Raw genomic sequence first — 20,846 nt, 5'->3', positions numbered from 1 at the left:
GAATGATATGGCCATATCCAGCCAGCGATCGAGCGACAGTTCACGAGGCTATAGCCTCTATCTCATTCCGGGGACGATCGGCTTCATTCTAATCGTACTCATTCCGCAGCTTGCTAATCTCGGGCTGAGCTTCACGGCATGGAAAGGCGTCGGCACGCCACGACCGGTCGGCCTGCAGAACTATCATCGCCTGCTGACGGATGATCAATTCTGGGGATCGATGTATCACACGCTGCTGTTCATCGTTTCGATGACCGTGATACCGGTGTGCATCGGCCTAGTGCTGGCCGCTCTGCTGTTCGACTATGTCAGGGACGAATTCGGGGAATGGGTCTCGAGCTTTTTCAGGGCCGGTTTTTACTTACCGCAGATTCTTCCCGTAACGGTCGCGGGCGTCCTCTGGGGCTGGATTCTCAATCCCGTAGGTGTCATCAACATCACGCTAAAGGCCATCGGCCTTGAAAATCTCGCACAGAACTGGATCGGTGATGCGACATACGCGCTTGCTGCCGTCTCGCTCGTCATTGTCTGGATACAGGTCGGCTACTGTCTGGTGGTTTTCATGGCCGGTCTTTCGCGCATCGACCCTTCTCTCTACGAGGCTGCCGAGCTCGATGGGGCAAACTGGTGGAGCCGGCTGGTGACGATCACCATTCCACTCCTGGCGCCGGAGATTTTCGTCGTTGTGCTGACCACGCTGATCGCGGCGCTTAAAGTCTTTGCGCCAATCTTTGTCATCACCGCCGGCGGCCCCGACAATGCCACGCTTGTACCATCCTATCTGACTTACTACCACTTCTTCACCACACAGCGCGTCGGCTATGCCGCAGCCATCGCGGTCGTGCAAACGACTCTGACGATCGCTTTGGCTGTCATTTTCCTACGCTTCCAGAGCCAGCAGGAGTCGAAGGAGTAGATCATGGCTTACTCAGTTCTCAGCGATGGTACGACCAAGGCAAAGGCGACGGCGGCAGCCGATCGCGCGCGACGCGATCCGATGCGGTGGGTGGTGCTGGCTATCCTTATTCTACTCCTCGCCTTTACGCTCTTTCCCTTTTTCCTTGCTCTGCTCAACGCCGTCAAGGCGAGTGCCGAATACGCGATCGGCGGACCGCTATCGATTCCCCGGTCGATCGATCTCACGGCGATCGAGAAATTTTGGACGGTGTCTGATTTCAGCCGCAAGCTGCTCAACAGCGTGGTGATCAGTCTCGCTGTGTCGGTGTTGGGGGTACTGATAAGCCTGTTCAACGCCTATGCGATTGGGGTCGGCAAGGTGCCGGGTTCGCGCGTGATTTTGGTGGTCTTTCTTCTGGGCATTATGGTGCCGCAGGAGTCAATCATTTACCCACTATACTACATGGCGAAAGCGAGCGGTCTCTACGATACGCAGCTTTCCGTGATCATCATTTTCGCGGTCCTGCAAAGCGCTTTCGGGACTTACCTGCTCTCGACCGTGCTGAGTACCTTTCCCAAGGAAATCCTCGAAGCGGCCGAGATGGATGGTTCGACCCACTGGAAAACGCTGTGGTTCGTTGTCGTCCCAGTACTGCGGCCGACACTCATGGTCCTGGGAACCTTCTTTTTCATCTGGACTTGGAACGAATTCTTGATCCCGCTCGTCATGCTGGTGTCCAACAACAACCAGACGGTCTCGGTCGCCATGGGCCTCACCCGCGGTCAGAATATGTCGGACCCTGTGCTGCAGGCCTCGGCGGCTTTCCTGGGTATAATACCGACCGTGATCTTCTTCTTGATCTTCCAACGCACGCTAACGCGCGGTATCGCCGCCGGGGCAGTCAAATGATGATTTTAACCCTTGGCCATCCAATCGGTCCCGGTTGGGGACCAGCAAGGTTTTCGGCATGAGCCAGAACATCCAGATCGAACTCTTGGGCATCGAGAAGCACTACGGCGCCTTTCACGCGCTTAAGAATGTCAACCTTTCAATTCCCAAGGGCACGTTTGTGGCGCTGGTCGGTCCGTCCGGATGCGGCAAGTCCACGTTGCTCCGCTCGCTTGCCGGGCTGGAAAAAATTACCGGCGGCACGCTGAAGATTGCCGGCGAGGTGATGAACGACGTGCCGCCGCGGGCGCGCAATATCGCCATGGTTTTTCAGAGTTACGCCCTGTATCCGCATATGACGGTGGAACAGAACCTGACCTATTCGCTGAAAATGCACGGCGTCCCCAAGGCTGAGGCAAAACAGAAAGCCGAGGAAGTCGCTGTCATCACCGGTCTTTCCCGGCTGCTCGACCGTTATCCGCGCCAGCTTTCGGGAGGCCAACGGCAGCGTGTAGCCATGGGCCGCGCCATTATCCGCAACCCCCAGGCCTTCTTGTTCGACGAGCCGCTTTCCAACCTTGATGCAGCGCTACGTGTCTCGATGCGCAAGGAAATCCGCGCCCTGCACGACCGGCTGGGCGCCACCTCGGTGTATGTTACCCATGACCAGATTGAAGCCATGACGATGGCCGATCACGTGGTGGTGATGCGCGACGGCATCATCGAACAGCAGGGCGCGCCGCTCGACCTCTACGACCGGCCGGCGAACCGGTTTGTTGCTGGTTTCATTGGCTCGCCGGCGATGAATTTCATTCCCGCGATTGCCGCGGAAGGCGGCAAGAGCCTGATCCTGGATTTCGGCGCGGTGAAGCAGACGCTTGCGATATCACGCGCCATCGAGCCCGGACGTAAGCTCATCGCCGGCATCCGGCCGGAACATATCGGCGTCGTCGAGCCCGGACATGGCAGCTTCGATGTGCCGATCGCCTTCGTCGAATCGACCGGCTCCTCGACCTTCATCGTCGCGGAGACCCAGCCGGAGCTAACGATCGTCGAGACGCGCCGCGACAGGGTCAAGGCAGGAGACATGATCGGACTTTCGGTCGATCCGGACCAGATCCATCTCTTCGACACTTCGACGGATCACGTCATATAAAGGCAGCAGCCTGTCGGCTTGGAAGTGTCATAAAATCGAACCGGGTGACGCCGTCGAGCCAGATCTCGAAAGCACGACCGGCGACTGGCGCGACAAGCTCGGCCCAACGATCGCCTGAGGGCCTGTCCGGTCGAGCTTCGATCGGATCGCAAGAAAAACAAATCCCGCACGATCAACGCTGTTGACAACGGCGAGCAATCGATATTGTCTTGTAAAGCGCTTTACTAAACCGCTTTACATTAGGTCCAGCCAATGGCCAAGGGAACGACACCAAGCTTGAAGGATGTTGCGGCGGCCGCTGGCGTGTCGGTCACGACAGTGTCGCGTTTCGTCAACGGCAGTCTCGATCTTCCCTTTCAGACCAAGAAGCGCATCGAGGATGCGATCAAGACGCTGAACTACCGGCCGAACCCGCATGCGCGTCGGTTAAGCAGGGGGCGTTCGGATACGATCGGTCTCGTCGTGCCCGATATCGCCAATCCCTTCTTCGCGACCCTCGTCGCCGCCGTGGAGCAGGCGGCCGATGAAAAAAAGCTCGCGGTCTCCTTGCACGCCACCCTCAACCGGCCAGGGCGCGAGATCGAATATCTGCAGTTGATCGAACGCAATCACGTCGACGGCCTGATCTTCGTCACCAACCACCCCGACGATGGCGCGCTTGCCGCGCTGATCAACGGCAGCGGCAAGGTCATCATCGTCGACGAGGACATTCCTGATTCGAAGGCGCCGAAGCTGTTCTGCGACAACGAGCAGGGTGGTTATCTCGCCGGCCAGCATCTGGCCGAGCAAGGCCATCGCCATGTGCTCTTCATCGGCGGTGACGAGCGCATGATCAGCGCCCGCAGGCGCTATGACGGCCTGCTGAAGGCGCTCAGCGAACGGCATGGCGACGAGGCCCGGGCCGACCGCTATGCCGGCGAATATACGATCGAATACGGCCGTGCGGCTGCGCTCGACTATCTCTCCGGCGACCGAAAGGCGACGGCGATCTTCGCCAGCTCCGACGAGATCGCCATCGGGCTGGTCGAGGTCTTCAGAAGCCGAGGCGTGTCGATCCCCGATGACATCTCGGTCATCGGCTTCGACGATGTCGGTCCGCTTCATCTTTTTGCACCGCCGCTGACGGCCATCCGCCAGCCAGTGCGCCAGATCGGCCGGCGGTCGCTGGAGTTGCTTCTGGAAACCAATTGGCACGAGTGGAAACCATCCGCTTCGGAAGAGCTCGTGCCGGTCGAAATCGTGGTGCGGAACTCCGTTGCGCCGCCTGCGAAATAATAATCAGCAACGTCAAAAAACCAAAAGAGGATGAGAACATGACACTGAATTTGACAAGACGAACGATGATCGCCGCCGCCGGCTTTACGGCATTGACCTTCATCGGCCTGTCCGGCGCCGCGGCGCAGGAAAAGAAGACTGTCGCGCTAGTCCAGATCAACCAGCAGGCGCTTTTCTTCAATCAGATGAATGAGGGCGCCCAGAAGGCGGCCGATGCCGCCGGCGTCAAACTGGTGATCTTCAACGCTAACAACGAGACGACCGCGCAGAACAGCGCGATCGAAACCTACGTCCAGGAAAAGGTCTCCGGTCTTGCCGTCGTGGCGATCGACGTCAACGGCATCATGCCGGCGGTCAAGCAGGCGGCCGATGCCGGCATTCCTGTCGTCGCCATCGACGCCATCCTGCCTGATGGCCCACAGAAGGCGCAGATCGGCGTGGACAATGCCGCGGCCGGAGCCGATATGGGCAAATACTTCCTCGACTACGTCAAGGCGAACATGGGCGGCAAGGCCAAGCTTGGCGTCGTCGGCGCGCTGAATTCGTTCATCCAGAACATCCGCCAGGAGGGCTTCGAGAAGACCCTGAAAGGCGTCGACGGCATTGAAATAGCCGGCGTCGTCGATGGCCAGAACATCCAGGACAACGCTCTTGCGGCGGCTGAAAACCTGATCACCGCCAATCCTGATCTGACCGCGATCTACGCCACCGGCGAGCCAGCCCTGATGGGGGCGATCGCCGCTGTCCAGAGCCAAGGCAAGCAGGATAAGATCAAGGTGTTCGGCTGGGATCTGACTGCCGAAGCCATTGCCGGCATCGATGCCGGCTTCGTCGTCGCCGTCGTCCAGCAGGATCCGGCTGCAATGGGCGGTGCCGCCGTCGACGCGCTCGTCAAGGCCTCGGCCGGCGAAACCGTCACCAAGACGATCTCGGTGCCGATCACCATCGTCACCAAGGAGAATGTCGAGCCGTACCGGGCCGTCTTCAAATGATCGAAAGCGGACAGCGTGACATCGCTGCCGCCGGTTCCGGAGGGGTCGCACCCTCCGGAACCGGAACATCCGGCGGCACCCGATCCGACCCGCGCATCTCGCTGCGCGGTATCCGCAAGTCGTTCGGCTCGCACCAGGCCCTGCGCGGCGTCGATCTCGACATCTTCCCCGGCGAATGCCTGGGCCTTGTCGGCGATAACGCCGCCGGCAAATCGACGCTGACGAAAATCATCTCGGGAACCTACATTCCCGATGCCGGCACCATCACCATGGAAGGCGAAGAGGTTCGCTTCTCCGGCCCCGCGGATGCGCGTGGCAGAAACATCGAAATGGTGTTCCAGGATCTCAGCCTCTGCGACCATATCGATGTTGTCGGCAATCTCTTCCTGGGCCGCGAACTCAGCCGCGGGCCGTTTCTCGACACCAGGACGATGCTGTCCGAAGCCCGCAAGATGCTGGATTCGCTTGAAATCCGCATCCCGAGACTGACCGGCAAGGTCGCCCAGCTCTCCGGCGGGCAGCGTCAGGCGATCGCCATTGCACGCGCCGCTTCCTTCAAGCCGAAGGTGCTGATCATGGACGAGCCGACGTCAGCACTTGCCGTCGCCGAGGTCGAGGCGGTTCTGGCCCTGATCAACCGCGTCAAGGCGAACGGGGTCTCGGTGATCCTCATTACCCACCGGCTGCAGGATCTCTTCCGGGTCTGCGACCGCATTGCGGTGATGTACGAGGGCACGAAAGTGGCCGAACGGCAGATCGGCAGCACCAACCTCGAGGATCTCGTCCATTTGATCGTCGGTGAAGGAGCCAGGCAATGACGGCTTATACGGAACGCGGCCATGGCTCGCGCATCGCCGATTTCCTCGGCGAACACGCGCAAGTCCTGTCGATCGCCATCTTCTTCCTGGCCTGCATGATCTTCTTCTCGATCGGCAGCGAAACCTTCTTCACGCTTGGCAATATCCTGAACATCGTCCGGCAGGCCGCTCCCATCCTGATCGTTGCCATAGCCATGACCTTCGTCATCATCACCGGCGGCATCGATCTCTCGGTCGGCTCACAGGTCGCGCTCGTCAATGCCGTCGCGGCGATCGTCATGGCGATGGGTGTTCCCTGGCCGTCCGTGGTCATCGGCATGATTGTGCTCGGCGGCTTCATGGGGCTGGTTCAGGGCTGGTTTATCGCCTATCAGGGCATTCCCGCCTTCATCGTCTCGCTTGCCGGCCTCTCGATCCTGCGCGGTCTGGCGCTCTATCTGACCCAGGGCTATTCCATCCCGATCAAGGATGCGCCGGGCTTCTTCGCGCTTGGTCGGGGCGAAATCCTCAGCTTCCCGATCCCTGCGGTCATTGCCGTCGTCATCGCCATTCTCGGTTACGTCGTCATCACCGCGACCAAATATGGCCGGCAGGTCGTGGCGGTCGGCTCCAATGCAGAGGCGGCACGGCGTGTCGGCATGCCTGCCAAATGGATTATCGCATCGGTCTATATCATCTCCGGCATCGCCTGCGCCGTCGCCGGCCTGCTGATTGCCGCTCGTCTCGGCTCCGGCTCGTCCAATGCCGCCGTCGGTTTCGAGCTGCAGGTGATTGCGGCCGTGGTGCTCGGTGGAACGTCGCTGATGGGCGGACGCGGCACCATCCTCGGCACCGTGCTCGGCACGCTGACCATCGCCGTCATCGGCAACGGCCTGATCCTGATGCACATATCGCCTTTCTTCACCCAGATCGTCACCGGTGCCATTATCCTCGTTGCCATCTGGCTGAACACGCGCATCTTCACGGCCAATTTCCATTTCCGGCTGGGCAGGAAAGGATGAAGCGATGAGCGAGCAGACAGCAGAGAGCCTGTCCGAAGCGCATATCCGATCCGGTAAGGTGATGACCGTCACCGGTCCGATTTCGGCGGATGCGCTCGGCGTGACGCTGATGCACGAGCATATCCTCAACGACTGCCGCTGCTGGTGGCATGCGCCGAAGACGCCGGAACGGCAATATCTCGCGGAAAGCTTCGTCTGCATGGAGATCCTCGGCGAACTCAGGCAGGACCCCTTCGTCAACAAGCACAATATCACGCTCGACGACGAACATCTGGCGGTCGCCGAGCTCCAGGATTTCGCCACGGCGGGCGGCCGCACTGTGGTGGAGCCAACCTGCAAGGGCATCGGCCGAAATCCCCTGGCGCTCCAGCGCATCTCGAAAGCATCCGGTCTCAACATCGTGATGGGGGCGGGTTATTACCTCGGCTCCTCACATCCGGACGGCGTCGCGGCAATGAGCGTCGATGACATCGCACGGGAAATTGTCCGCGAGGCGAAGGAAGGCGTCGACGGCACCGGCGTCAGGATCGGCCTGATCGGCGAGATCGGTGTCTCCTCGGATTTCACCGCCGAGGAGGAGAAATCGCTGCGCGGTGCCGCACGCGCGCAGGTGCTGACCGGACTTCCACTGATGGTGCATCTGCCGGGCTGGTTCCGCCTCGGTCACCGCGTGCTCGACGTGGTGGCGGAGGAGGGGGCCGATCTCCGCCACACCGTGCTTTGCCACATGAACCCGTCGCATAACGACATCGCCTATCAAAGCGAGCTGGCCGCGCGCGGCGCCTTCATCGAATACGACATGATCGGCATGGATTTCTTCTATGCCGACCAGCAGGTGCAGTGCCCGAGCGACGAGGAGGCGGCGCGCGCGATCGTGCGTCTCGTCGAGGCCGGCTATCTCGACCGGATTCTCCTGTCGCACGATGTCTTTCTGAAGATGATGCTGACGCGTTACGGCGGCAATGGCTACGCCTATATCCTTCGCCACTTCCTTCCCCGTCTTCAGCGGCACGGCCTCGACAAGACGGTTCTCGACGAAATGATGCGCAGCAATCCGCGCCGCGTCTTTCATGCCGGAGCCTAGCTCCATCCATTCAATCGATCACAGGTACGGCAGACCATGACAAAAAAAATCCTCCTTGTCGGCGAGAGCTGGGTCAGCTCCGCCACGCATTACAAAGGCTTCGACCAGTTCGGCAGCGTCACCTTCCATCTTGGCGCCGAACCGTTGGTGAAGGCGCTCGCCGGCAGCGCCTTCGAGCTCACCTATATGCCGGCGCACGAGGCGGTGGAGAAATTCCCCTTTGAGATGACCGGGCTCGACGCCTACGACGCCATCATTCTCTCCGATATCGGCGCCAATTCGCTGCTGCTGCCCCCGGATGTGTGGCTGCATTCGCGCACCGTGCCGAACCGGCTGAAGCTTCTGAAGGCGTGGGTGGAGAAGGGCGGCGGCCTGCTGATGGTCGGTGGCTACTTCTCCTTCCAGGGCATCGACGGCAAGGCCCGCTGGCGGCGCACCCCCGTCGAAGACACGCTGCCCGTCACGTGCCTGCCCTATGACGACCGCGTCGAAATTCCCGAGGGAACTGTTGCCGAAGTGGTGAAGCCGGAGCATCCGACAATGCAGGGCCTTGAAGGCGCCTGGCCGGTGCTTCTCGGCGTCAACGAGGTCGAAGTGCGAGACCGTGCCGATGTCGAGATCGTCGCGCGCCTGCCTGAGGATCAGGGCGGCCATCCGCTGCTCGTCGTCGGCACGCATGGCACTGGGCGGACGGCGGCCTGGACGTCGGATATCGGCCCGCACTGGCTGTCGCCCGCTTTCTGCGAATGGGAAGGTTATGGCCGGCTCTGGAAGAACATCCTCGGCTGGCTCACGGAAAAGCAGGCGTGATGTCAGCACGCGGCGGGAATTGGAAAGGGAATGACATGCAGGAAATTTCGGACAGGCCGTCCAACGCCATCAGGGACATCTTCGGCAGGGACAAGGTCCTGATCGGCATGATCCATTGCCCGGCCTTTCCGGGCGCGCCGCGCTACCGGGGTGCTGCGATGGATGCGATTTACGACGCGTGCATGCGCGACGCCGAAGCCTGCGTGGAAGGCGGCCTGCATGGGCTGATCATCGAAAATCATGGCGATGTACCGTTCTCGAAGCCCGAGGATATCGGCCCCGAGACGACTGGCTTCATGTCTGTTGTCACCGACCGGATCGCGCGCGCGGCCGGCATTCCGCTCGGCGTCAACGTGCTGGCCAACGCGCCGATCCCGGCCTTCGCCATCGCCACGGCCGGTGGCGCCAAATTCATCCGCGTCAATCAATGGGCCAATGCCTATGTCGCCAATGAAGGCTTCATGGAGGGCAGGGCGGCCGAAGCCATGCGCTACCGCTCGCTGCTCAGGGCCGAGCACATCAAGGTCTTCGCCGACAGCCACGTCAAGCATGGCAGCCACGCCATCGTCGCCGACCGCTCGATCCAGGAGCTGACGCGTGATCTCGCCTTCTTCGATGCCGATGGCGTCATCGCCACCGGCCAGCGGACCGGCAATTCGGCAACGATGGAGGAGATCGAGGAAATCGGCGCGGCGACACACCTGCCGCTGCTCGTCGGCTCCGGCGTCAACAAGGACAATATCGTCGATATTCTGAGCCGCACCAATGGCGTCATCGTCGCTTCCTCGCTGAAGCACGGCGGCGTCTGGTGGAACCCGGTCGACGTCGAGCGCGTGCGCACCTTCCGGGCGGCGGCCGAACCGGGACTGGAGGGCTGAGTATGGCGGCAGAGAGCCTTTCGGCCCGCATCCTGCGCGAGAACGACGCTGTCCTTGGCGCGATGCTGAACCACCGCTTCGTCGAAGATGTGAAAAACGACACGTTGAGCAAGGCGGCCTTCGAGCGTTATCTCGTCTATGAAGGCGCCTTCGTCGACAGCGCCATTTCGATCTTTGCCTATGCGGCGGCGACCGCCAGGACGATGACGCAGAAGCGCTGGCTGATCGCGGTTCTCGACGCGCTTGCCAACGAGCAGATCACCTATTTCGAGCGCACCTTCGCCAGCCGCCGCATCGATCCCTCGTCCTTCGATACCGGCATCGCCGAGGTCGAGGCCTTTCGCGCCGGTATGTTGGAGATCGCCCGCCAGGGCGGCTTCCTCGACACGGTTGCGGCGATGTTTGCGGCCGAGTGGATGTACTGGACCTGGTCGAAGGAAGCGGCTAACCGCCCGATCAGCGATCCCCTGTTGAAGGAATGGGTCGACCTGCATGTCGATCCGAATTTCGCCGCCCAGGCGCAATGGCTGAAGAATGAACTCGACATGGCAGGAGAAACGCTGGAAGAGGATGAAAAAGCGCGGCTCAGCGCGATCTTCGGCCGGGCGATGCAGCTCGAGATCGATTTTCACGATGCGCCTTACCTTTAGCTTCAGCCTTGCGAAAGCAGATGCATGCGCGCCTATATAGTCGGTAACGTCGCCATCGACGAAACCATCGCCGTTTCCGAACTTCCCGTCATCGGCGCCTCCATCCTCGGCAATGCCGGTGGCAGCGATCTCGGCGGCAAGGGCACGAACCAGGCGGTCGTCATGGCCCGCTGCGGCGTTCCGACAACGCTGGTAGCGCCTGTCGGCAGGGATGCGAGGGCCGATACCATTCGCCATTACCTCGCGGACGAACCGCTTCGGAGCGAACTGATCGAAATGGAAAATGCATCGAGCGATGTCTCGATCATCTTCCGACTGCCGGGCGGCGAAAATGCCATCGTCACGACGACGGAATCGGCGCAGAGCCTGTCCCTCTCCGATGTCAGGCGGATCCTCTCGACGGCCGGCACCGGCGATCTCATGATGCTGCAGGGCAATCTGTCCGACCAGACGACCCGCGAGATCCTGGAGCATGCAAGAGCGATCGGCATGGTCACCGCCTTCAATCCCTCGCCGGTGCGCTCCTATTTCTCTGATCTTTGGGGGTTGATCGACATCGCCTTCCTCAACAAGGGCGAGGCGCAGACCCTGACGGGAACGACGGGCAGGGAGACTGCCGAATATCTGCTCAGCCGGGGCCTGCGAGACGTCGTCCTGACGCTGGGCGGCGATGGCGCGACGCTCGTGAACCGGCACGACAGCATCGAAGTGCCCGCCCAGGTCTGCGATGTTGTGGATACAACGGGCGCAGGCGATACCTTCATGGCCGCAGCACTAGCATCCTGCGCGCTGCGCCGGCAGCGGCTGGACCGGCTAGCCATCGAACACGCAGTCGCGGCCGCGGCTATCACCGTCTCAAGACATGGAACCAGAAAGGCGTTTCCGACCATTTCCGAGCTTGAAGCGATCCTGACATAACCGGCTCGGTGTGACGGGCGTTTCATAAAACCATCATCAGCCTCTGCGAAGGGATGGGCTTCTCGCGATTCCCTCCGTTACATCCGGACTTTCCTCATGACATCACCCTCGATTTCCGCGCGTCTTTCCCCGACCGCCTCGTCCCGCCTCGTCGTGCTTGCAGAAACGGTATTGAAGGCGGGCGAAACCGCCCGTGGCTCGCTGCGGCGACGAACGTCGGCAGAAATGCTCGCCAAGGCGCCGCGCGATTATCAGACCGAAATCGATGTCGCCGTCGAGCGGATCATCGTCGACGAGATGACGAAGGCCTTCCCGGACTATGCCATCCAGGGCGAGGAGGCCGTCGGCAACCGCACGGCCGCGCCGGAAACGCCTGTTATCTACATCGACCCGATCGATGGCACGACCAATTACGCCTGGGGCATTCCGCATTTCGGCATGACCATCTCGATCGTCGAAAGCGGCAGGCTCGTCATGGGCGTCGTCTATGACGCGATGCAGGATGAGCTGTTCAGCGCCGAGATCGGCGGCGGCGCCTATCTCAACGGCGAACGCATCCGCTGCGCCGATGTGGATGACATCGAGAATGTGCTTGTCGGCGCCGGCCTGCCGATCCCCGGCCAGGTCAAGGCGGTTGCGGAAGAGACATATTTCGAAGCCGTCAGACGGCTGATGGCCAATACGGCGGGTGTGCGCCGGCTCGGCTCGGCGGCACTGTCGATCGCCTATGTCGCCTGCGGCCGGCTGGACGGATTCTTCGAGGACGGGCTCGCGATCCATGATTTCGGCGCCTCGGCGCTGCTGGTCGAAGAGGCGGGCGGCATCGTCACCCGGTTTTCTGGGGCCGAAGTCGACGGGCGGGGCGATATCCTTGCCGCCAGCAAGGCGCTGCATCCCTGGCTGCTGGAAGGCTTCGAGAGCAAGGCGTGAATCGGCGCATTCGGAGCGTCTAAACCCGCAGGAGCTCTTCGATCTCCACATCGCCCTTTGCCGGCATCGACTGATGGACGAGTTCGTTGTCGCGGAAGACGAAAAAGCCGGCGAAGCTCGGCTCGACCCTCATCCCGGCCCGGACGCGATCGTCGGGCGCCACCATCGCCTTCAGACGGCTGCCGTCGGCAAGATCGACATCGACCATCTTGTGGGTGCCGAAATCGACGGCGCGATGGACTGTCGCGGCATCCGCCCGATCCGAGGGACGGATCGTCAGCGCTTCCGGGCGGGCGGCCAGCGTCACCGGCCCGTCCTCGACGGGAACGGCAAGCGGAAAGAGCGGATGCTCGCAGACACCGTTTCTAACGCGGCTCTGGACAAAATTCATCGAGCCGATGAAACCGGCGACGAAGGCCGTCTGCGGCTGTCGGTAGATGGTGCTTGGTGGCGCGATCTGTTCGGTGCGTCCGTCGCGCATGACGACGATGCGGTCGGCCAGCGCTAAGGCCTCGTCCTGACCGTGCGTGACGAAGAGCGTGGTGATGCCGAGGCGCTGCTGGATATCGCGCACCTCCTCCCGCAGCCTCTCGCGCAGATGCTGGTCGAGGCTGGCGAAGGGCTCGTCGAGCAGAAGGATCTTCGGCTCGAGCACGAGCGAGCGGGCAAGGGCGACACGCTGCTGCTGGCCGCCCGACAGTTGCGTCGTCATCCGGCGGCCGTAATCGGCAAGACCGACAAGCGCCAGTGCAGCCTCGACACGCTCACGGATTTCCGCTTTCGGCAGCCGGCGGAGCTTCAGGCCAAAAGCGATATTGTTGAAGACGTCCATGTGCGTCCAGAGCGCATGGTTCTGGAACACCATGCCGGTCGGGCGCCGCTCGGGCGGCATCGTCGTCACATCCTTGGCGTCGATGCGGATGGTTCCGCCGCTCGGTCGCTCGAAGCCGCCGATCATTCTGAGAAGCGTCGACTTGCCGGAACCGGATGGGCCGAGCAGACAAACGAGCTCGCCGTCGCCGACTTCGAGCGAGAAGTCGCGAACAGCAAAAGTGGTCCCGAACAGCTTCGAAACGCCTTCGATCGCCAGATGTGCCATTCTCAAACCCTTCCCTGAACTGACACGCAAAGCTTCACGCGCCGAAGCCTCTCGCAAAGGCGCCGGTGCCGATCACGCGGCGTGCAAACATCAGCGCGATGAAGGACGGCACCCACAGCATGACGGAGAGCACGGCGCCGTATTGCACGACGATCTGGTTGTTGATGAAGCTGATCATCAGCACCGGCATGGTGCGAATCTCGGGCGCGCCGATCAGCCAGGCGCCTTCGGTCTCGTAGAAGGTGCCGACGAAGGTCAAGAGCAGCGCGGCTGATATCGTCGGCGCCGCCTGCGGCAGCGTGATCGACCAGAAGACGCGCAGCGGCGTTGCACCGGCATCGCGTGCTGCCTCTTCCATGCGCCGGTCGACATTCTGGAAGGCTGCGACGGGAATCCAGATCATCAGCATCAGCGTGCCGACGAGCTGGATCAGCACGACGCCCCAGAAGGTGCTGATCAGGCCGAGCTGCAGGAAGATGCCGGCAATGGCGACGAGCAGGCCGAATTTCGGAAAGGCATGCGATGCCAGAAACGACAGGAACAGGATGTTTCTGCCGGGAAAGCGCATGCGCGCGAAAGCATAAGCGGCGGGAAGGCAGATGACGGCGGAAAGAATGGTGACCGTCGTCGTCAGCCGTAGGCTGAGGAAGAGTGCGTCCCAGACATCCCCGCGCGCCAGCGTCTGGCCCCAGAAGCGCAGGCCGAACTGCTGCGGGATCACCGAGGGGTAACGCCAGATCTCGGTGAAGGCCCATGTGCCGACGACGATAAGCGGCAGCGCGATGAACAGCGTCAGCAGGCACGCGAAGAGCAGGCCGATCCAGTCGAAGCGCAGGCCGAAGCTCGATCCGCCGGCATTCATGGCTGGGCCTCGCGGTTGCGGGCGATCGACCTGATGTAGAGGATGCCGAAGATCAGGCAGAAGCCGAATGTGATGACGGCCTGGGTCATGGCGTTCAGCGGGTCGTTCATATCGGCGAAAGTGCGCTGCATGAACGGCCCCATCATCTCCGGTGATGCCGAGCCGAGCACATAGGGTAGGGTGAAGGCGGAGAAGATGCCAAGCACCGCAAAGGATGCAGTCACCAGCAGCGAGTTACCCATGCGCGGCAGGATGATCGAGACGAAGACCCGAAGCGGCCTTGCGCCGACATCGCGCGCGGCTTCGATCGCACTGTTCGAAATGGAGGAAAGCCCTGATGTCAGCATCAGCACCGTGAGCGGAAGATTGTCCCAGACGAGACCGATGACCGGTCCCCACGGTGTCAGATAGGGCGTGCGCAGCTTGGGTAGGCCGACGGAATTCAGCAACAGGTCGACGGTGCCGTTCGGGCCGATCGTCCTGATCAGCGCATAAGCGAGGATGATCGATGGGACGAACATTGGAAAGATCGCCATGCCCTGCACATAGGCGGCAAATCGCCCCTGCGAGAACCGAAGGTAAAGCGCGATCGGAAGGCCGATCGCCAGAAGCAGGATACCGCAGACGGCGGTGGTCCAGAGCGTCAGCCACAGATTGCCGAGGCTGTAGCCGTCGGTGAAGAAGAAGCGGTAGGAGGCAAGCGAGAATTCCGTCGCTCCGTTAGGGCCTCGAACAAAGATTGTGCCGACGACCGCCGAAAGGATCGGAAAGACGACCAGCCATGCAACCAGGAAGACCGGCAGAGCAACGAGGAGGAGCCCGATAGAGCTCCCCCTTCTCATGGACCGGTGACGGCGCAGAACCGCCGGCGCAGTGTCAGTGGACATCAGGTGCGGCTGATGCCCGGAGCGACGTTGCGGTACCAGCCGTCGGCGATCGCCTTTTCCCAATCGCCTCCCGGGAAGGTCGGAATGGTTGAGGGAATAACGTCGGCATATTTCTTGCGAAGATCGTCGGAGATGTGATCCCACGAGATGGCGGGGAAGCCGCCGATCTCGGTGATGATCGCTTCCTGCATTTCCTTCGTCAGCATGAATGCGGCAAGCTTCAGCGCCGCATCCTTGTTGGCGCCGTTGGAGAAGACGGTGATGCTGGAGAAACCGCCGCAGAGGGCGAGATCGGTAAGCTGCACGAGGCCGGTCGTATCAGGCAGCACACCCTGGGAGATCGCCTGCAGCACCTGGTCCGACCAGACCGGCACCATGGTGACGACGCCCTGGGCGAGCAACTGGATCGACTGGGTGTTGCCGGCCGTATAGGCGCCCTTGTCGTAAAGCGCCGGGGCGAGGTCGTTGAGGATCTTCCAGGCCGGTGTCAGCGTCTCAGTGGCGAAGTCGGCGGTGAAATTGTCGACCTTGAACTTCTTCGGATCGCGGCCATTGGCCTCATGGATGGCGCGGCGGACGAAGTTTCCGCCCGAACCGCCCTTGTCGGGACGGTTGTAGATGAACTGGCCCGGATTGGCCTTGATCCAGGCGGTGAGCTGATCCCAGCTCTTCGGCGCATCCTTCGGATCGAGCTTGGTCGTGTCATAGGCGAGAAGGACCTGCGAACCGCGATAGGGAAGGGAGTAGGGGGTATCGAAGGCAAGCGGGTTGATATGGTCGTAGCCCTCGATGTTCTCGGCGGAGAACTTCACCCAGAGGCCGGCATCGATGCCGCCGGATGGCAGACGCGGATCGAATTGCTCGAAGAGGTCGGCTTGCGGATCGGTCTTCGTCTTCAGCGCGGCAAGCGCACGGTCGGCGATGGCGCCCAAGCCGTTATTGTCGCCGGCATCGGTCACCTTCAGGGCAACGCCGGGATGCGCCTTTTCGAAGGCCGGGCGGATGACGTTGTTCCAGAGGTCGACGATATTGGCATCCGAACCGCTGTAGAGATCGATCGTGCCGGCTGCGGCCGATGCGAAACGCGGAAGAGCCAGCAGACCGGCTGTAGCTGACGATGTGATCAGAAATTCGCGTCTATTCATAACCCGTCTCCATCAGGTGTCGAGGCTCGGCCTCCGCAGGATTGTCCGAGGCCTTGCTAGCGCCGGCGCGTAACATCGACATGACAGATCGGGCGTATCTGAGGGAAATTGCACAGCTGTGCTCTTTGCACCGTGTGGAAATCGGCGACAGGAGATACTATCTGTTGCGGAAAAGGAGATATCCAATGACCGAAGAACGTGCAGTCCTCGCCGGCGGTTGCTTCTGGGGCATGCAGGACCTCATCCGCCGATACAAGGGCGTGATTTCGACCCGCGTCGGCTATACCGGCGGCGATGTGCCGAATGCCACCTACCGCAACCACGGAACCCATGCCGAGGCGATCGAGATCATCTTCGACCCCACAAGGATCAGCTTTCGGGAAATCCTCGAATTCTTCTTCCAGATCCACGACCCGAGCACGCGCAACCGCCAGGGTAATGATGTTGGCTTGAGCTACCGCTCGGCGATCTTCTACGTCACCCCTGAGCAGGAGCGTGTCGCCAAGGATACGATCGCCGATGTCGACGCATCAGGCCTGTGGCCCGGCAAGGTCGTCACCGAAGTCGTGCCGGTTAGCGATTTCTGGGAGGCAGAACCCGAGCACCAGGATTATCTGGAGCGGATTCCGAACGGCTATACCTGCCATTTCGTTCGGCCCGGCTGGAAACTGCCGGTCCACCAGAAGATCGCTTGAAATTGATCAGGTTCCCATCGCCGCGCGGCTGGTTTCTAGAAGCGCGGCGACGAGATTTGTCCTCGGCGAGGATCGCGTCACCACGATGCCGACGGTGCGAACGGCGGACGAGCGGGGCAGGGGCAGCTTGAGAATATCAAGGCCAGCCGGCCAGGGCGGCGCCCAATCCGGCACGATCGAGATTCCGAGACCGCGGTCTACCATCACCGCGATCGCCTCCAGCGCATCGAGCTCATAGCGCTCGACCGGATGGATGCCGATCTCGCGCAGATATTCATCGGCGATGTGACCACCCCACTGGTTGCGGTCGTAGCGAATGAAGGGCAGGGCCTTCAACAGTTCGAGCGGATCCGCCCCCTCACAGTCCCGCGGAGCGATCAGCACCAGGGGTTCCTGGCGCAGCTTGTTGAAGGTCAGTGTCTTCTGCATCGGAAATCGCGGTTCGATGATGAAGGCCGCATCCAGCGCGCCGTTCAAAACCTCGGCATAGAGGTCCATCGACGCGCCCGGCTTGAGGAAGATCTCGATCAGCGGATAGTCCTGGGCGAGACGGTGGAGAATGTCGGGAACGAGGCCGGTCAGCGCCGTATTGATCGCCCCGATCCGCATCTCGCCCGAAATCGTCGCGGAACCGGCCATCGCCTTCAGGTCGCGTGTATCGCGCACCAGATCCCTGCAACGGTCGAGAATGGCAAAACCCGCCTCCGTCGGCCGCATGACGCGGCCGGAACGCACCAGCAGCCGCACCCCGAGCTCGGCCTCCAATGCGCGGATGCGCTGGGCGACGGCCGCAGGCGTGAGGTTCAGCCGCTGGGCGGCCTCCGCCAGCGAGTGCCGCTCGGCAACGACAATGAAGGTTTCGAGAAAACGTGTGTCCATCGATAGTTTTTCTATCTCTTGAACGAAGCAGAAGCCATATTTTATTTACGATCCATTGCTCCGAAAGATGGCCCGACCATATGAGGAGATGAAATGGATTTCGGCCTGAAGGACAAGACGGCCCTGGTGCTTGGTGCCGGCGGCGGATTGGGCAGCGCGATTGCCGTCAAGCTTGCGCGCGAAGGCGCCAGAATTGCCGCGGCGGATATCGATCTCGCCGCCGCTGAGAAGACCACGGCGGCGATCGAATCCGAAGGCGGCAAGGCACTGGCTCTGCAATGGGACCTTTCCGATCTCGGTTCGATCGATGCGCATGTCGCTGCAATCGAACAGCAGTTCGGACCGGTCGATATCCTCGTCAACAATACCGGCGGCCCACCGCCGACCACCGTCTCCGGCCAGGATCCGATGCTTTGGAACCAGTATTTCCAGAGCATGGTGCTCTCCGTCATCGCCATTACCGATCGCGTGCTGCCTGAGATGCGAGCGCGCAAATGGGGTCGCATCGTCACCTCGACCTCGTCGGGCGTGGTCGCGCCGATCCCCAATCTCGGCATCTCGAATGCGTTGCGCCTGTCATTGGTCGGCTGGTCGAAAACGCTGGCGCGTGAGGTCGGGCGCGACGGCATTACCGTCAACATCGTCCTGCCGGGCCGGATCGCCACCGGCCGCATCACCTTCCTCGACGAGCAGAAGGCCAAACGCGAAAACCGCTCCGTCGATGACGTCGTCGCAGAAAGCACCGGCAGCATTCCGCTCGGCCGCTATGGCCGGCCGGAAGAATATGGCAATGTCGTCACCTTCCTGGCGAGCGAGCCTGCCTCCTATCTTACCGGATCGGTGATCCGCGTCGATGGCGGCATGATCCAGGGCATCTGACAGAAACCGAATTGGAACCGATACCCGATGGCCCTCAGCGCTGAAGCGATAGCAACCCTCAAGACCGTCTCGACGGCGACCCTGACGACCGTTCTTCTGAAGAAGGGCCTGCGCAACGTCTGGATCCGCGGCGCCGTTCCGCTGAAGCCCGACCAGCCGCGCATCGTCGGCCCGGCCTTCACCCTGCGCTTCGTTCCGGCTCGTGAAGATCTGGCGACGCCGGCATCCTGGGCCTCGCCGATCTCGACCCGCGCCGCGATCGAGGCGATGCCGGAGGGCTGTGTCGCCGTCGTCGATGCGATGGGCGTCACCGATGCCGGCATCTTCGGCGATATCCTCTGCGCCCGCATGCAGAAGCGAGGCGTTGCCGCACTCGTCACCGACGGCGTCGTGCGCGACCTTGCCGGTGTGCTCGATGCCAACCTGCCGGTCTGGTGCCGCGGCGTCGCAGCACCCCCATCGGTCGCCGGCCTCACCTTCGTCGCTTGGCAGCAACCGATCGGCTGCGGCGGCGTGGCTGTCTTCCCTGACGATATTATCGTCGTCGACCAGGACGGCGCTGTGCTGATTCCGGCCGATCTGCTGGAGGCGGTGCTTGATGAAGCGCTGGAACAGGAGCGCATGGAAGCCTGGATCATGACCAGGATCGATGAGGGAGTACCGCTGCCCGGCCTCTACCCGATGAACGCCGAAACAAAGGCGCTCTACGAGGCCTCGAAGAAATAGGCTCCAGGCCAGGCGGATTGAGGAGGGCCGCGGCTTCTCGGCCCTTTTTGCTTTCGCCCTATCTCAATAGCGAGGTACGTAATCCAGGCCGCCGTCGATCCGGGCCGGGCGCCCGTCCAGAAAAAGCTCACCGATGCGTGGCGCCGAGCGGGCGATGACCTTGCCACGGTGGATCACCGCCAGCCGGTTCGGCTTCAGCCGCAGCGCTTCCAGCGTGTCGCTGGCCTGAAGGATGACAAGGTCGGCGTTGCATCCCTTTTCCAGGCCGTAATCTGCAATCCCCATCGTCTTCGCCGAATTGACGGTCAGCGCGTCGAAGATCTTCTTCTTGTCGTCGATGCCGGCCATCTGAGCGACATGGATTGCCATATGGCCGACCTCCAGCATGTCGCCCGACCCCATCGAATACCAGGGGTCCATGACGCAGTCGTGCCCGAAGGAAACATTGAGCCCAGCATCCATCAGCTCCCGCACGCGAGTCATGCCGCGGCGTTTCGGATAGGTGTCGTGCCGGCCCTGCAGCATGATGTTGATCAGTGGATTGGGGATGACGTTGATCTCGGCCTCCGCCATCAGCGGAATGAGCTTGGAGACGTAATAATTGTCCATCGAATGCATCGAGGTCAGATGCGAGCCGGCGACGCGCCCCTGCAGGCCGAAGCGGATGGTTTCCGCAGCCAGCGTCTCGATATGGCGCGAGAGCGGATCGTCGGTTTCGTCGCAATGGATATCGACCGGCAGGCCCCGATCGGCGGCGATGCGGCAGAGCGCCTCGACCGACGCCGTACCTTCACCCATCGTCCGTTCGAAATGCGGAATGCCGCCGACGATATCGACGCCCATGTCGAGAGCGCGGTTGAGCGCGTCGATCGCGCCCGGCGAGCGGTAATAACCATCCTGGGGGAAGGCGACCAGCTGCAGATCGATATAGGGCGCGACCTTCTCGCGAACCTCGATCATCGCCTCGACGGTCACCAGTCTGGGATCACTGGTATCGACATGGCTGCGGATGAAGAGCAGGCCCTGCGTGACCGCCAGATCGCAATAACGCAGCGCGCGATCGACCAGTTCCTCCTTCGTCACGATCGGCCGCAATTCCCCCCAGAGCGCGATGCCCTCGAGCAGCGTGCCGGACACGTTCATACGCGGCAGGCCGAGCGACAGCGTAGCGTCCATATGGAAATGCGGATCGACGAAGGGCGGGGTGGCGAGCCGGCCGGTCGCGTCGATCTCTTCTCCTGCCTGCGCCTGGAGATTAGGCTCGACAGCGATGATCTTGCCGCCCTGGATACCGATATCGATCCCCTTTCGGCCATCGGGGAGATTTGCATTTCTGACGATCAGATCGAACATCGGAGCCTCATTGGACAGAAGTG

The 20,846-nt window shown here is 61.7% G+C and carries 22 protein-coding genes; 16 read left to right on the top strand and 6 right to left on the bottom strand.

All coding sequences use genetic code 11. The features are described 5' to 3' along the window. The first annotated feature begins 7 nt into the window (after nt 1–7). From MOV76_RS19140 to MOV76_RS19080, 13 genes are all read left to right on the top strand, one after another. On the top strand, nt 8–916 hold the full coding sequence (locus MOV76_RS19140) for a carbohydrate ABC transporter permease (RefSeq protein ID WP_131703184.1): 909 nt from the start codon (nt 8–10) through the stop codon (nt 914–916). 3 nt (nt 917–919) lie between these two features. Next, nucleotides 920–1,807 carry a carbohydrate ABC transporter permease gene (locus tag MOV76_RS19135; protein WP_130654173.1) on the top strand — a complete coding sequence of 296 codons (888 nt, stop codon included), beginning with the start codon at nt 920–922 and terminating at the stop codon, nt 1,805–1,807. 58 nt (nt 1,808–1,865) lie between these two features. Further along, nucleotides 1,866–2,942, top strand: a complete 1,077-nt coding sequence (locus MOV76_RS19130; RefSeq protein WP_247265067.1) for an ABC transporter ATP-binding protein — start codon at nt 1,866–1,868, stop codon at nt 2,940–2,942. 252 nt (nt 2,943–3,194) lie between these two features. After that, entirely contained in the window at nt 3,195–4,217 is a 1,023-nt protein-coding gene (locus tag MOV76_RS19125; protein WP_247265066.1) for a LacI family DNA-binding transcriptional regulator, read from the top strand. 38 nt (nt 4,218–4,255) lie between these two features. After that, nucleotides 4,256–5,209: a substrate-binding domain-containing protein gene (locus tag MOV76_RS19120; protein ID WP_247265065.1), complete on the top strand. Its 954-nt coding sequence runs from the start codon at nt 4,256–4,258 to the stop codon at nt 5,207–5,209. Further along, the gene (locus MOV76_RS19115; RefSeq protein ID WP_018246974.1) at nt 5,206–6,027 is read left to right on the top strand and encodes an ATP-binding cassette domain-containing protein; all 822 of its coding nucleotides are present in this window, start codon (nt 5,206–5,208) and stop codon (nt 6,025–6,027) included. The genes MOV76_RS19120 and MOV76_RS19115 overlap by 4 nt, the downstream gene beginning before the upstream one ends. Continuing rightward, nucleotides 6,024–7,028 (top strand): ABC transporter permease, encoded by a 1,005-nt coding sequence (locus tag MOV76_RS19110; protein ID WP_130654177.1) that lies wholly within the window; start codon nt 6,024–6,026, stop codon nt 7,026–7,028. Before MOV76_RS19115 ends, MOV76_RS19110 begins: the two co-directional genes overlap by 4 nt. 4 nt (nt 7,029–7,032) lie before the next feature. Further along, entirely contained in the window at nt 7,033–8,112 is a 1,080-nt protein-coding gene (locus tag MOV76_RS19105; protein WP_130654178.1) for a phosphotriesterase, read from the top strand. Nucleotides 8,113–8,148: 36 nt separating this feature from the next. Next, entirely contained in the window at nt 8,149–8,922 is a 774-nt protein-coding gene (locus MOV76_RS19100; RefSeq protein ID WP_018246971.1) for a glutamine amidotransferase, read from the top strand. Nucleotides 8,923–8,957: 35 nt separating this feature from the next. Then, nucleotides 8,958–9,800 (top strand): BtpA/SgcQ family protein, encoded by an 843-nt coding sequence (locus MOV76_RS19095; protein WP_018448981.1) that lies wholly within the window; start codon nt 8,958–8,960, stop codon nt 9,798–9,800. A gap of 2 nt (nt 9,801–9,802) precedes the next feature. Then, nucleotides 9,803–10,450 carry a TenA family protein gene (locus MOV76_RS19090; protein WP_018246969.1) on the top strand — a complete coding sequence of 216 codons (648 nt, stop codon included), beginning with the start codon at nt 9,803–9,805 and terminating at the stop codon, nt 10,448–10,450. 24 nt (nt 10,451–10,474) lie between these two features. Continuing rightward, nucleotides 10,475–11,368 (top strand): ribokinase, encoded by an 894-nt coding sequence (locus tag MOV76_RS19085; RefSeq protein ID WP_130654179.1) that lies wholly within the window; start codon nt 10,475–10,477, stop codon nt 11,366–11,368. A 96-nt stretch (nt 11,369–11,464) separates the two neighbouring features. Continuing rightward, nucleotides 11,465–12,298, top strand: coding sequence for an inositol monophosphatase family protein (locus MOV76_RS19080; protein WP_018246967.1), 834 nt, complete (start codon nt 11,465–11,467; stop codon nt 12,296–12,298). A gap of 19 nt (nt 12,299–12,317) precedes the next feature. Here MOV76_RS19080 and MOV76_RS19075 read toward each other — a convergent pair whose 3' ends face one another. Genes MOV76_RS19075 through MOV76_RS19060 form a run of 4 tightly spaced genes read right to left on the bottom strand, consistent with a single transcriptional unit; the run spans nt 12,318 to nt 16,291 of the window. Beyond that, nucleotides 12,318–13,397: an ABC transporter ATP-binding protein gene (locus MOV76_RS19075; protein WP_130654180.1), complete on the bottom strand. Its 1,080-nt coding sequence runs from the start codon at nt 13,395–13,397 to the stop codon at nt 12,318–12,320. 34 nt (nt 13,398–13,431) lie between these two features. Beyond that, nucleotides 13,432–14,259: an ABC transporter permease gene (locus MOV76_RS19070; protein WP_047622145.1), complete on the bottom strand. Its 828-nt coding sequence runs from the start codon at nt 14,257–14,259 to the stop codon at nt 13,432–13,434. Next, a complete protein-coding gene (locus MOV76_RS19065; protein WP_130654181.1) occupies nt 14,256–15,146 on the bottom strand; it encodes an ABC transporter permease in 891 nt (296 codons plus the stop codon). Before MOV76_RS19065 ends, MOV76_RS19070 begins: the two co-directional genes overlap by 4 nt. Continuing rightward, the gene (locus MOV76_RS19060; protein WP_130654182.1) at nt 15,146–16,291 is read right to left on the bottom strand and encodes an extracellular solute-binding protein; all 1,146 of its coding nucleotides are present in this window, start codon (nt 16,289–16,291) and stop codon (nt 15,146–15,148) included. The genes MOV76_RS19065 and MOV76_RS19060 overlap by 1 nt, the downstream gene beginning before the upstream one ends. 185 nt (nt 16,292–16,476) lie before the next feature. Between MOV76_RS19060 and msrA the strand changes: the two genes are divergently transcribed. Further along, nucleotides 16,477–16,986 carry a peptide-methionine (S)-S-oxide reductase MsrA gene (gene msrA, locus MOV76_RS19055; protein ID WP_247265064.1) on the top strand — a complete coding sequence of 170 codons (510 nt, stop codon included), beginning with the start codon at nt 16,477–16,479 and terminating at the stop codon, nt 16,984–16,986. Between the two features lie 6 nt (nt 16,987–16,992). On the opposite strand, the gene MOV76_RS19050 is transcribed toward msrA, so the two are convergent. Continuing rightward, complete coding sequence (locus MOV76_RS19050) at nt 16,993–17,865, bottom strand: LysR family transcriptional regulator (RefSeq protein WP_247265063.1); 873 nt, start codon at nt 17,863–17,865, stop codon at nt 16,993–16,995. Between the two features lie 93 nt (nt 17,866–17,958). Here MOV76_RS19050 and MOV76_RS19045 point away from each other — a divergent pair, with 93 nt between their 5' ends. Beyond that, nucleotides 17,959–18,744: an SDR family oxidoreductase gene (locus MOV76_RS19045; RefSeq protein WP_247265062.1), complete on the top strand. Its 786-nt coding sequence runs from the start codon at nt 17,959–17,961 to the stop codon at nt 18,742–18,744. Nucleotides 18,745–18,771: 27 nt separating this feature from the next. Continuing rightward, complete coding sequence (locus MOV76_RS19040; RefSeq protein WP_130654185.1) at nt 18,772–19,470, top strand: ribonuclease activity regulator RraA; 699 nt, start codon at nt 18,772–18,774, stop codon at nt 19,468–19,470. Nucleotides 19,471–19,533: 63 nt separating this feature from the next. On the opposite strand, the gene MOV76_RS19035 is transcribed toward MOV76_RS19040, so the two are convergent. Further along, nucleotides 19,534–20,823, bottom strand: coding sequence for an amidohydrolase family protein (locus MOV76_RS19035; RefSeq protein ID WP_130654186.1), 1,290 nt, complete (start codon nt 20,821–20,823; stop codon nt 19,534–19,536). Nucleotides 20,824–20,846 lie beyond the last annotated feature (23 nt).

This window comes from Rhizobium sp. PRIMUS64 (assembly GCF_023006465.1).
Lineage (GTDB): Bacteria > Pseudomonadota > Alphaproteobacteria > Rhizobiales > Rhizobiaceae > Rhizobium > Rhizobium leguminosarum.
This window is presented reverse-complemented; position numbering and strand designations above follow the sequence as displayed.

What these genes read in the sequence shown, in the direction of transcription:
- MOV76_RS19050 (WP_247265063.1), bottom strand. Translation starts at nt 17,865, where the DNA reads ATGGACACACGTTTTCTCGAAACCTTCATTGTCGTTGCCGAGCGGCAC.
- MOV76_RS19120 (WP_247265065.1), top strand. Translation starts at nt 4,256, where the DNA reads ATGACACTGAATTTGACAAGACGAACGATGATCGCCGCCGCCGGCTTT.
- MOV76_RS19095 (WP_018448981.1), top strand. Translation starts at nt 8,958, where the DNA reads ATGCAGGAAATTTCGGACAGGCCGTCCAACGCCATCAGGGACATCTTC.
- MOV76_RS19105 (WP_130654178.1), top strand. Translation starts at nt 7,033, where the DNA reads ATGAGCGAGCAGACAGCAGAGAGCCTGTCCGAAGCGCATATCCGATCC.
- MOV76_RS19085 (WP_130654179.1), top strand. Translation starts at nt 10,475, where the DNA reads ATGCGCGCCTATATAGTCGGTAACGTCGCCATCGACGAAACCATCGCC.
- MOV76_RS19135 (WP_130654173.1), top strand. Translation starts at nt 920, where the DNA reads ATGGCTTACTCAGTTCTCAGCGATGGTACGACCAAGGCAAAGGCGACG.
- MOV76_RS19090 (WP_018246969.1), top strand. Translation starts at nt 9,803, where the DNA reads ATGGCGGCAGAGAGCCTTTCGGCCCGCATCCTGCGCGAGAACGACGCT.
- MOV76_RS19075 (WP_130654180.1), bottom strand. Translation starts at nt 13,397, where the DNA reads ATGGCACATCTGGCGATCGAAGGCGTTTCGAAGCTGTTCGGGACCACT.
- MOV76_RS19140 (WP_131703184.1), top strand. Translation starts at nt 8, where the DNA reads ATGGCCATATCCAGCCAGCGATCGAGCGACAGTTCACGAGGCTATAGC.
- MOV76_RS19040 (WP_130654185.1), top strand. Translation starts at nt 18,772, where the DNA reads ATGGCCCTCAGCGCTGAAGCGATAGCAACCCTCAAGACCGTCTCGACG.
- MOV76_RS19070 (WP_047622145.1), bottom strand. Translation starts at nt 14,259, where the DNA reads ATGAATGCCGGCGGATCGAGCTTCGGCCTGCGCTTCGACTGGATCGGC.
- MOV76_RS19125 (WP_247265066.1), top strand. Translation starts at nt 3,195, where the DNA reads ATGGCCAAGGGAACGACACCAAGCTTGAAGGATGTTGCGGCGGCCGCT.
- MOV76_RS19035 (WP_130654186.1), bottom strand. Translation starts at nt 20,823, where the DNA reads ATGTTCGATCTGATCGTCAGAAATGCAAATCTCCCCGATGGCCGAAAG.
- MOV76_RS19130 (WP_247265067.1), top strand. Translation starts at nt 1,866, where the DNA reads ATGAGCCAGAACATCCAGATCGAACTCTTGGGCATCGAGAAGCACTAC.
- MOV76_RS19080 (WP_018246967.1), top strand. Translation starts at nt 11,465, where the DNA reads ATGACATCACCCTCGATTTCCGCGCGTCTTTCCCCGACCGCCTCGTCC.
- MOV76_RS19100 (WP_018246971.1), top strand. Translation starts at nt 8,149, where the DNA reads ATGACAAAAAAAATCCTCCTTGTCGGCGAGAGCTGGGTCAGCTCCGCC.
- msrA (WP_247265064.1), top strand. Translation starts at nt 16,477, where the DNA reads ATGACCGAAGAACGTGCAGTCCTCGCCGGCGGTTGCTTCTGGGGCATG.
- MOV76_RS19065 (WP_130654181.1), bottom strand. Translation starts at nt 15,146, where the DNA reads ATGTCCACTGACACTGCGCCGGCGGTTCTGCGCCGTCACCGGTCCATG.
- MOV76_RS19115 (WP_018246974.1), top strand. Translation starts at nt 5,206, where the DNA reads ATGATCGAAAGCGGACAGCGTGACATCGCTGCCGCCGGTTCCGGAGGG.
- MOV76_RS19110 (WP_130654177.1), top strand. Translation starts at nt 6,024, where the DNA reads ATGACGGCTTATACGGAACGCGGCCATGGCTCGCGCATCGCCGATTTC.
- MOV76_RS19045 (WP_247265062.1), top strand. Translation starts at nt 17,959, where the DNA reads ATGGATTTCGGCCTGAAGGACAAGACGGCCCTGGTGCTTGGTGCCGGC.
- MOV76_RS19060 (WP_130654182.1), bottom strand. Translation starts at nt 16,291, where the DNA reads ATGAATAGACGCGAATTTCTGATCACATCGTCAGCTACAGCCGGTCTG.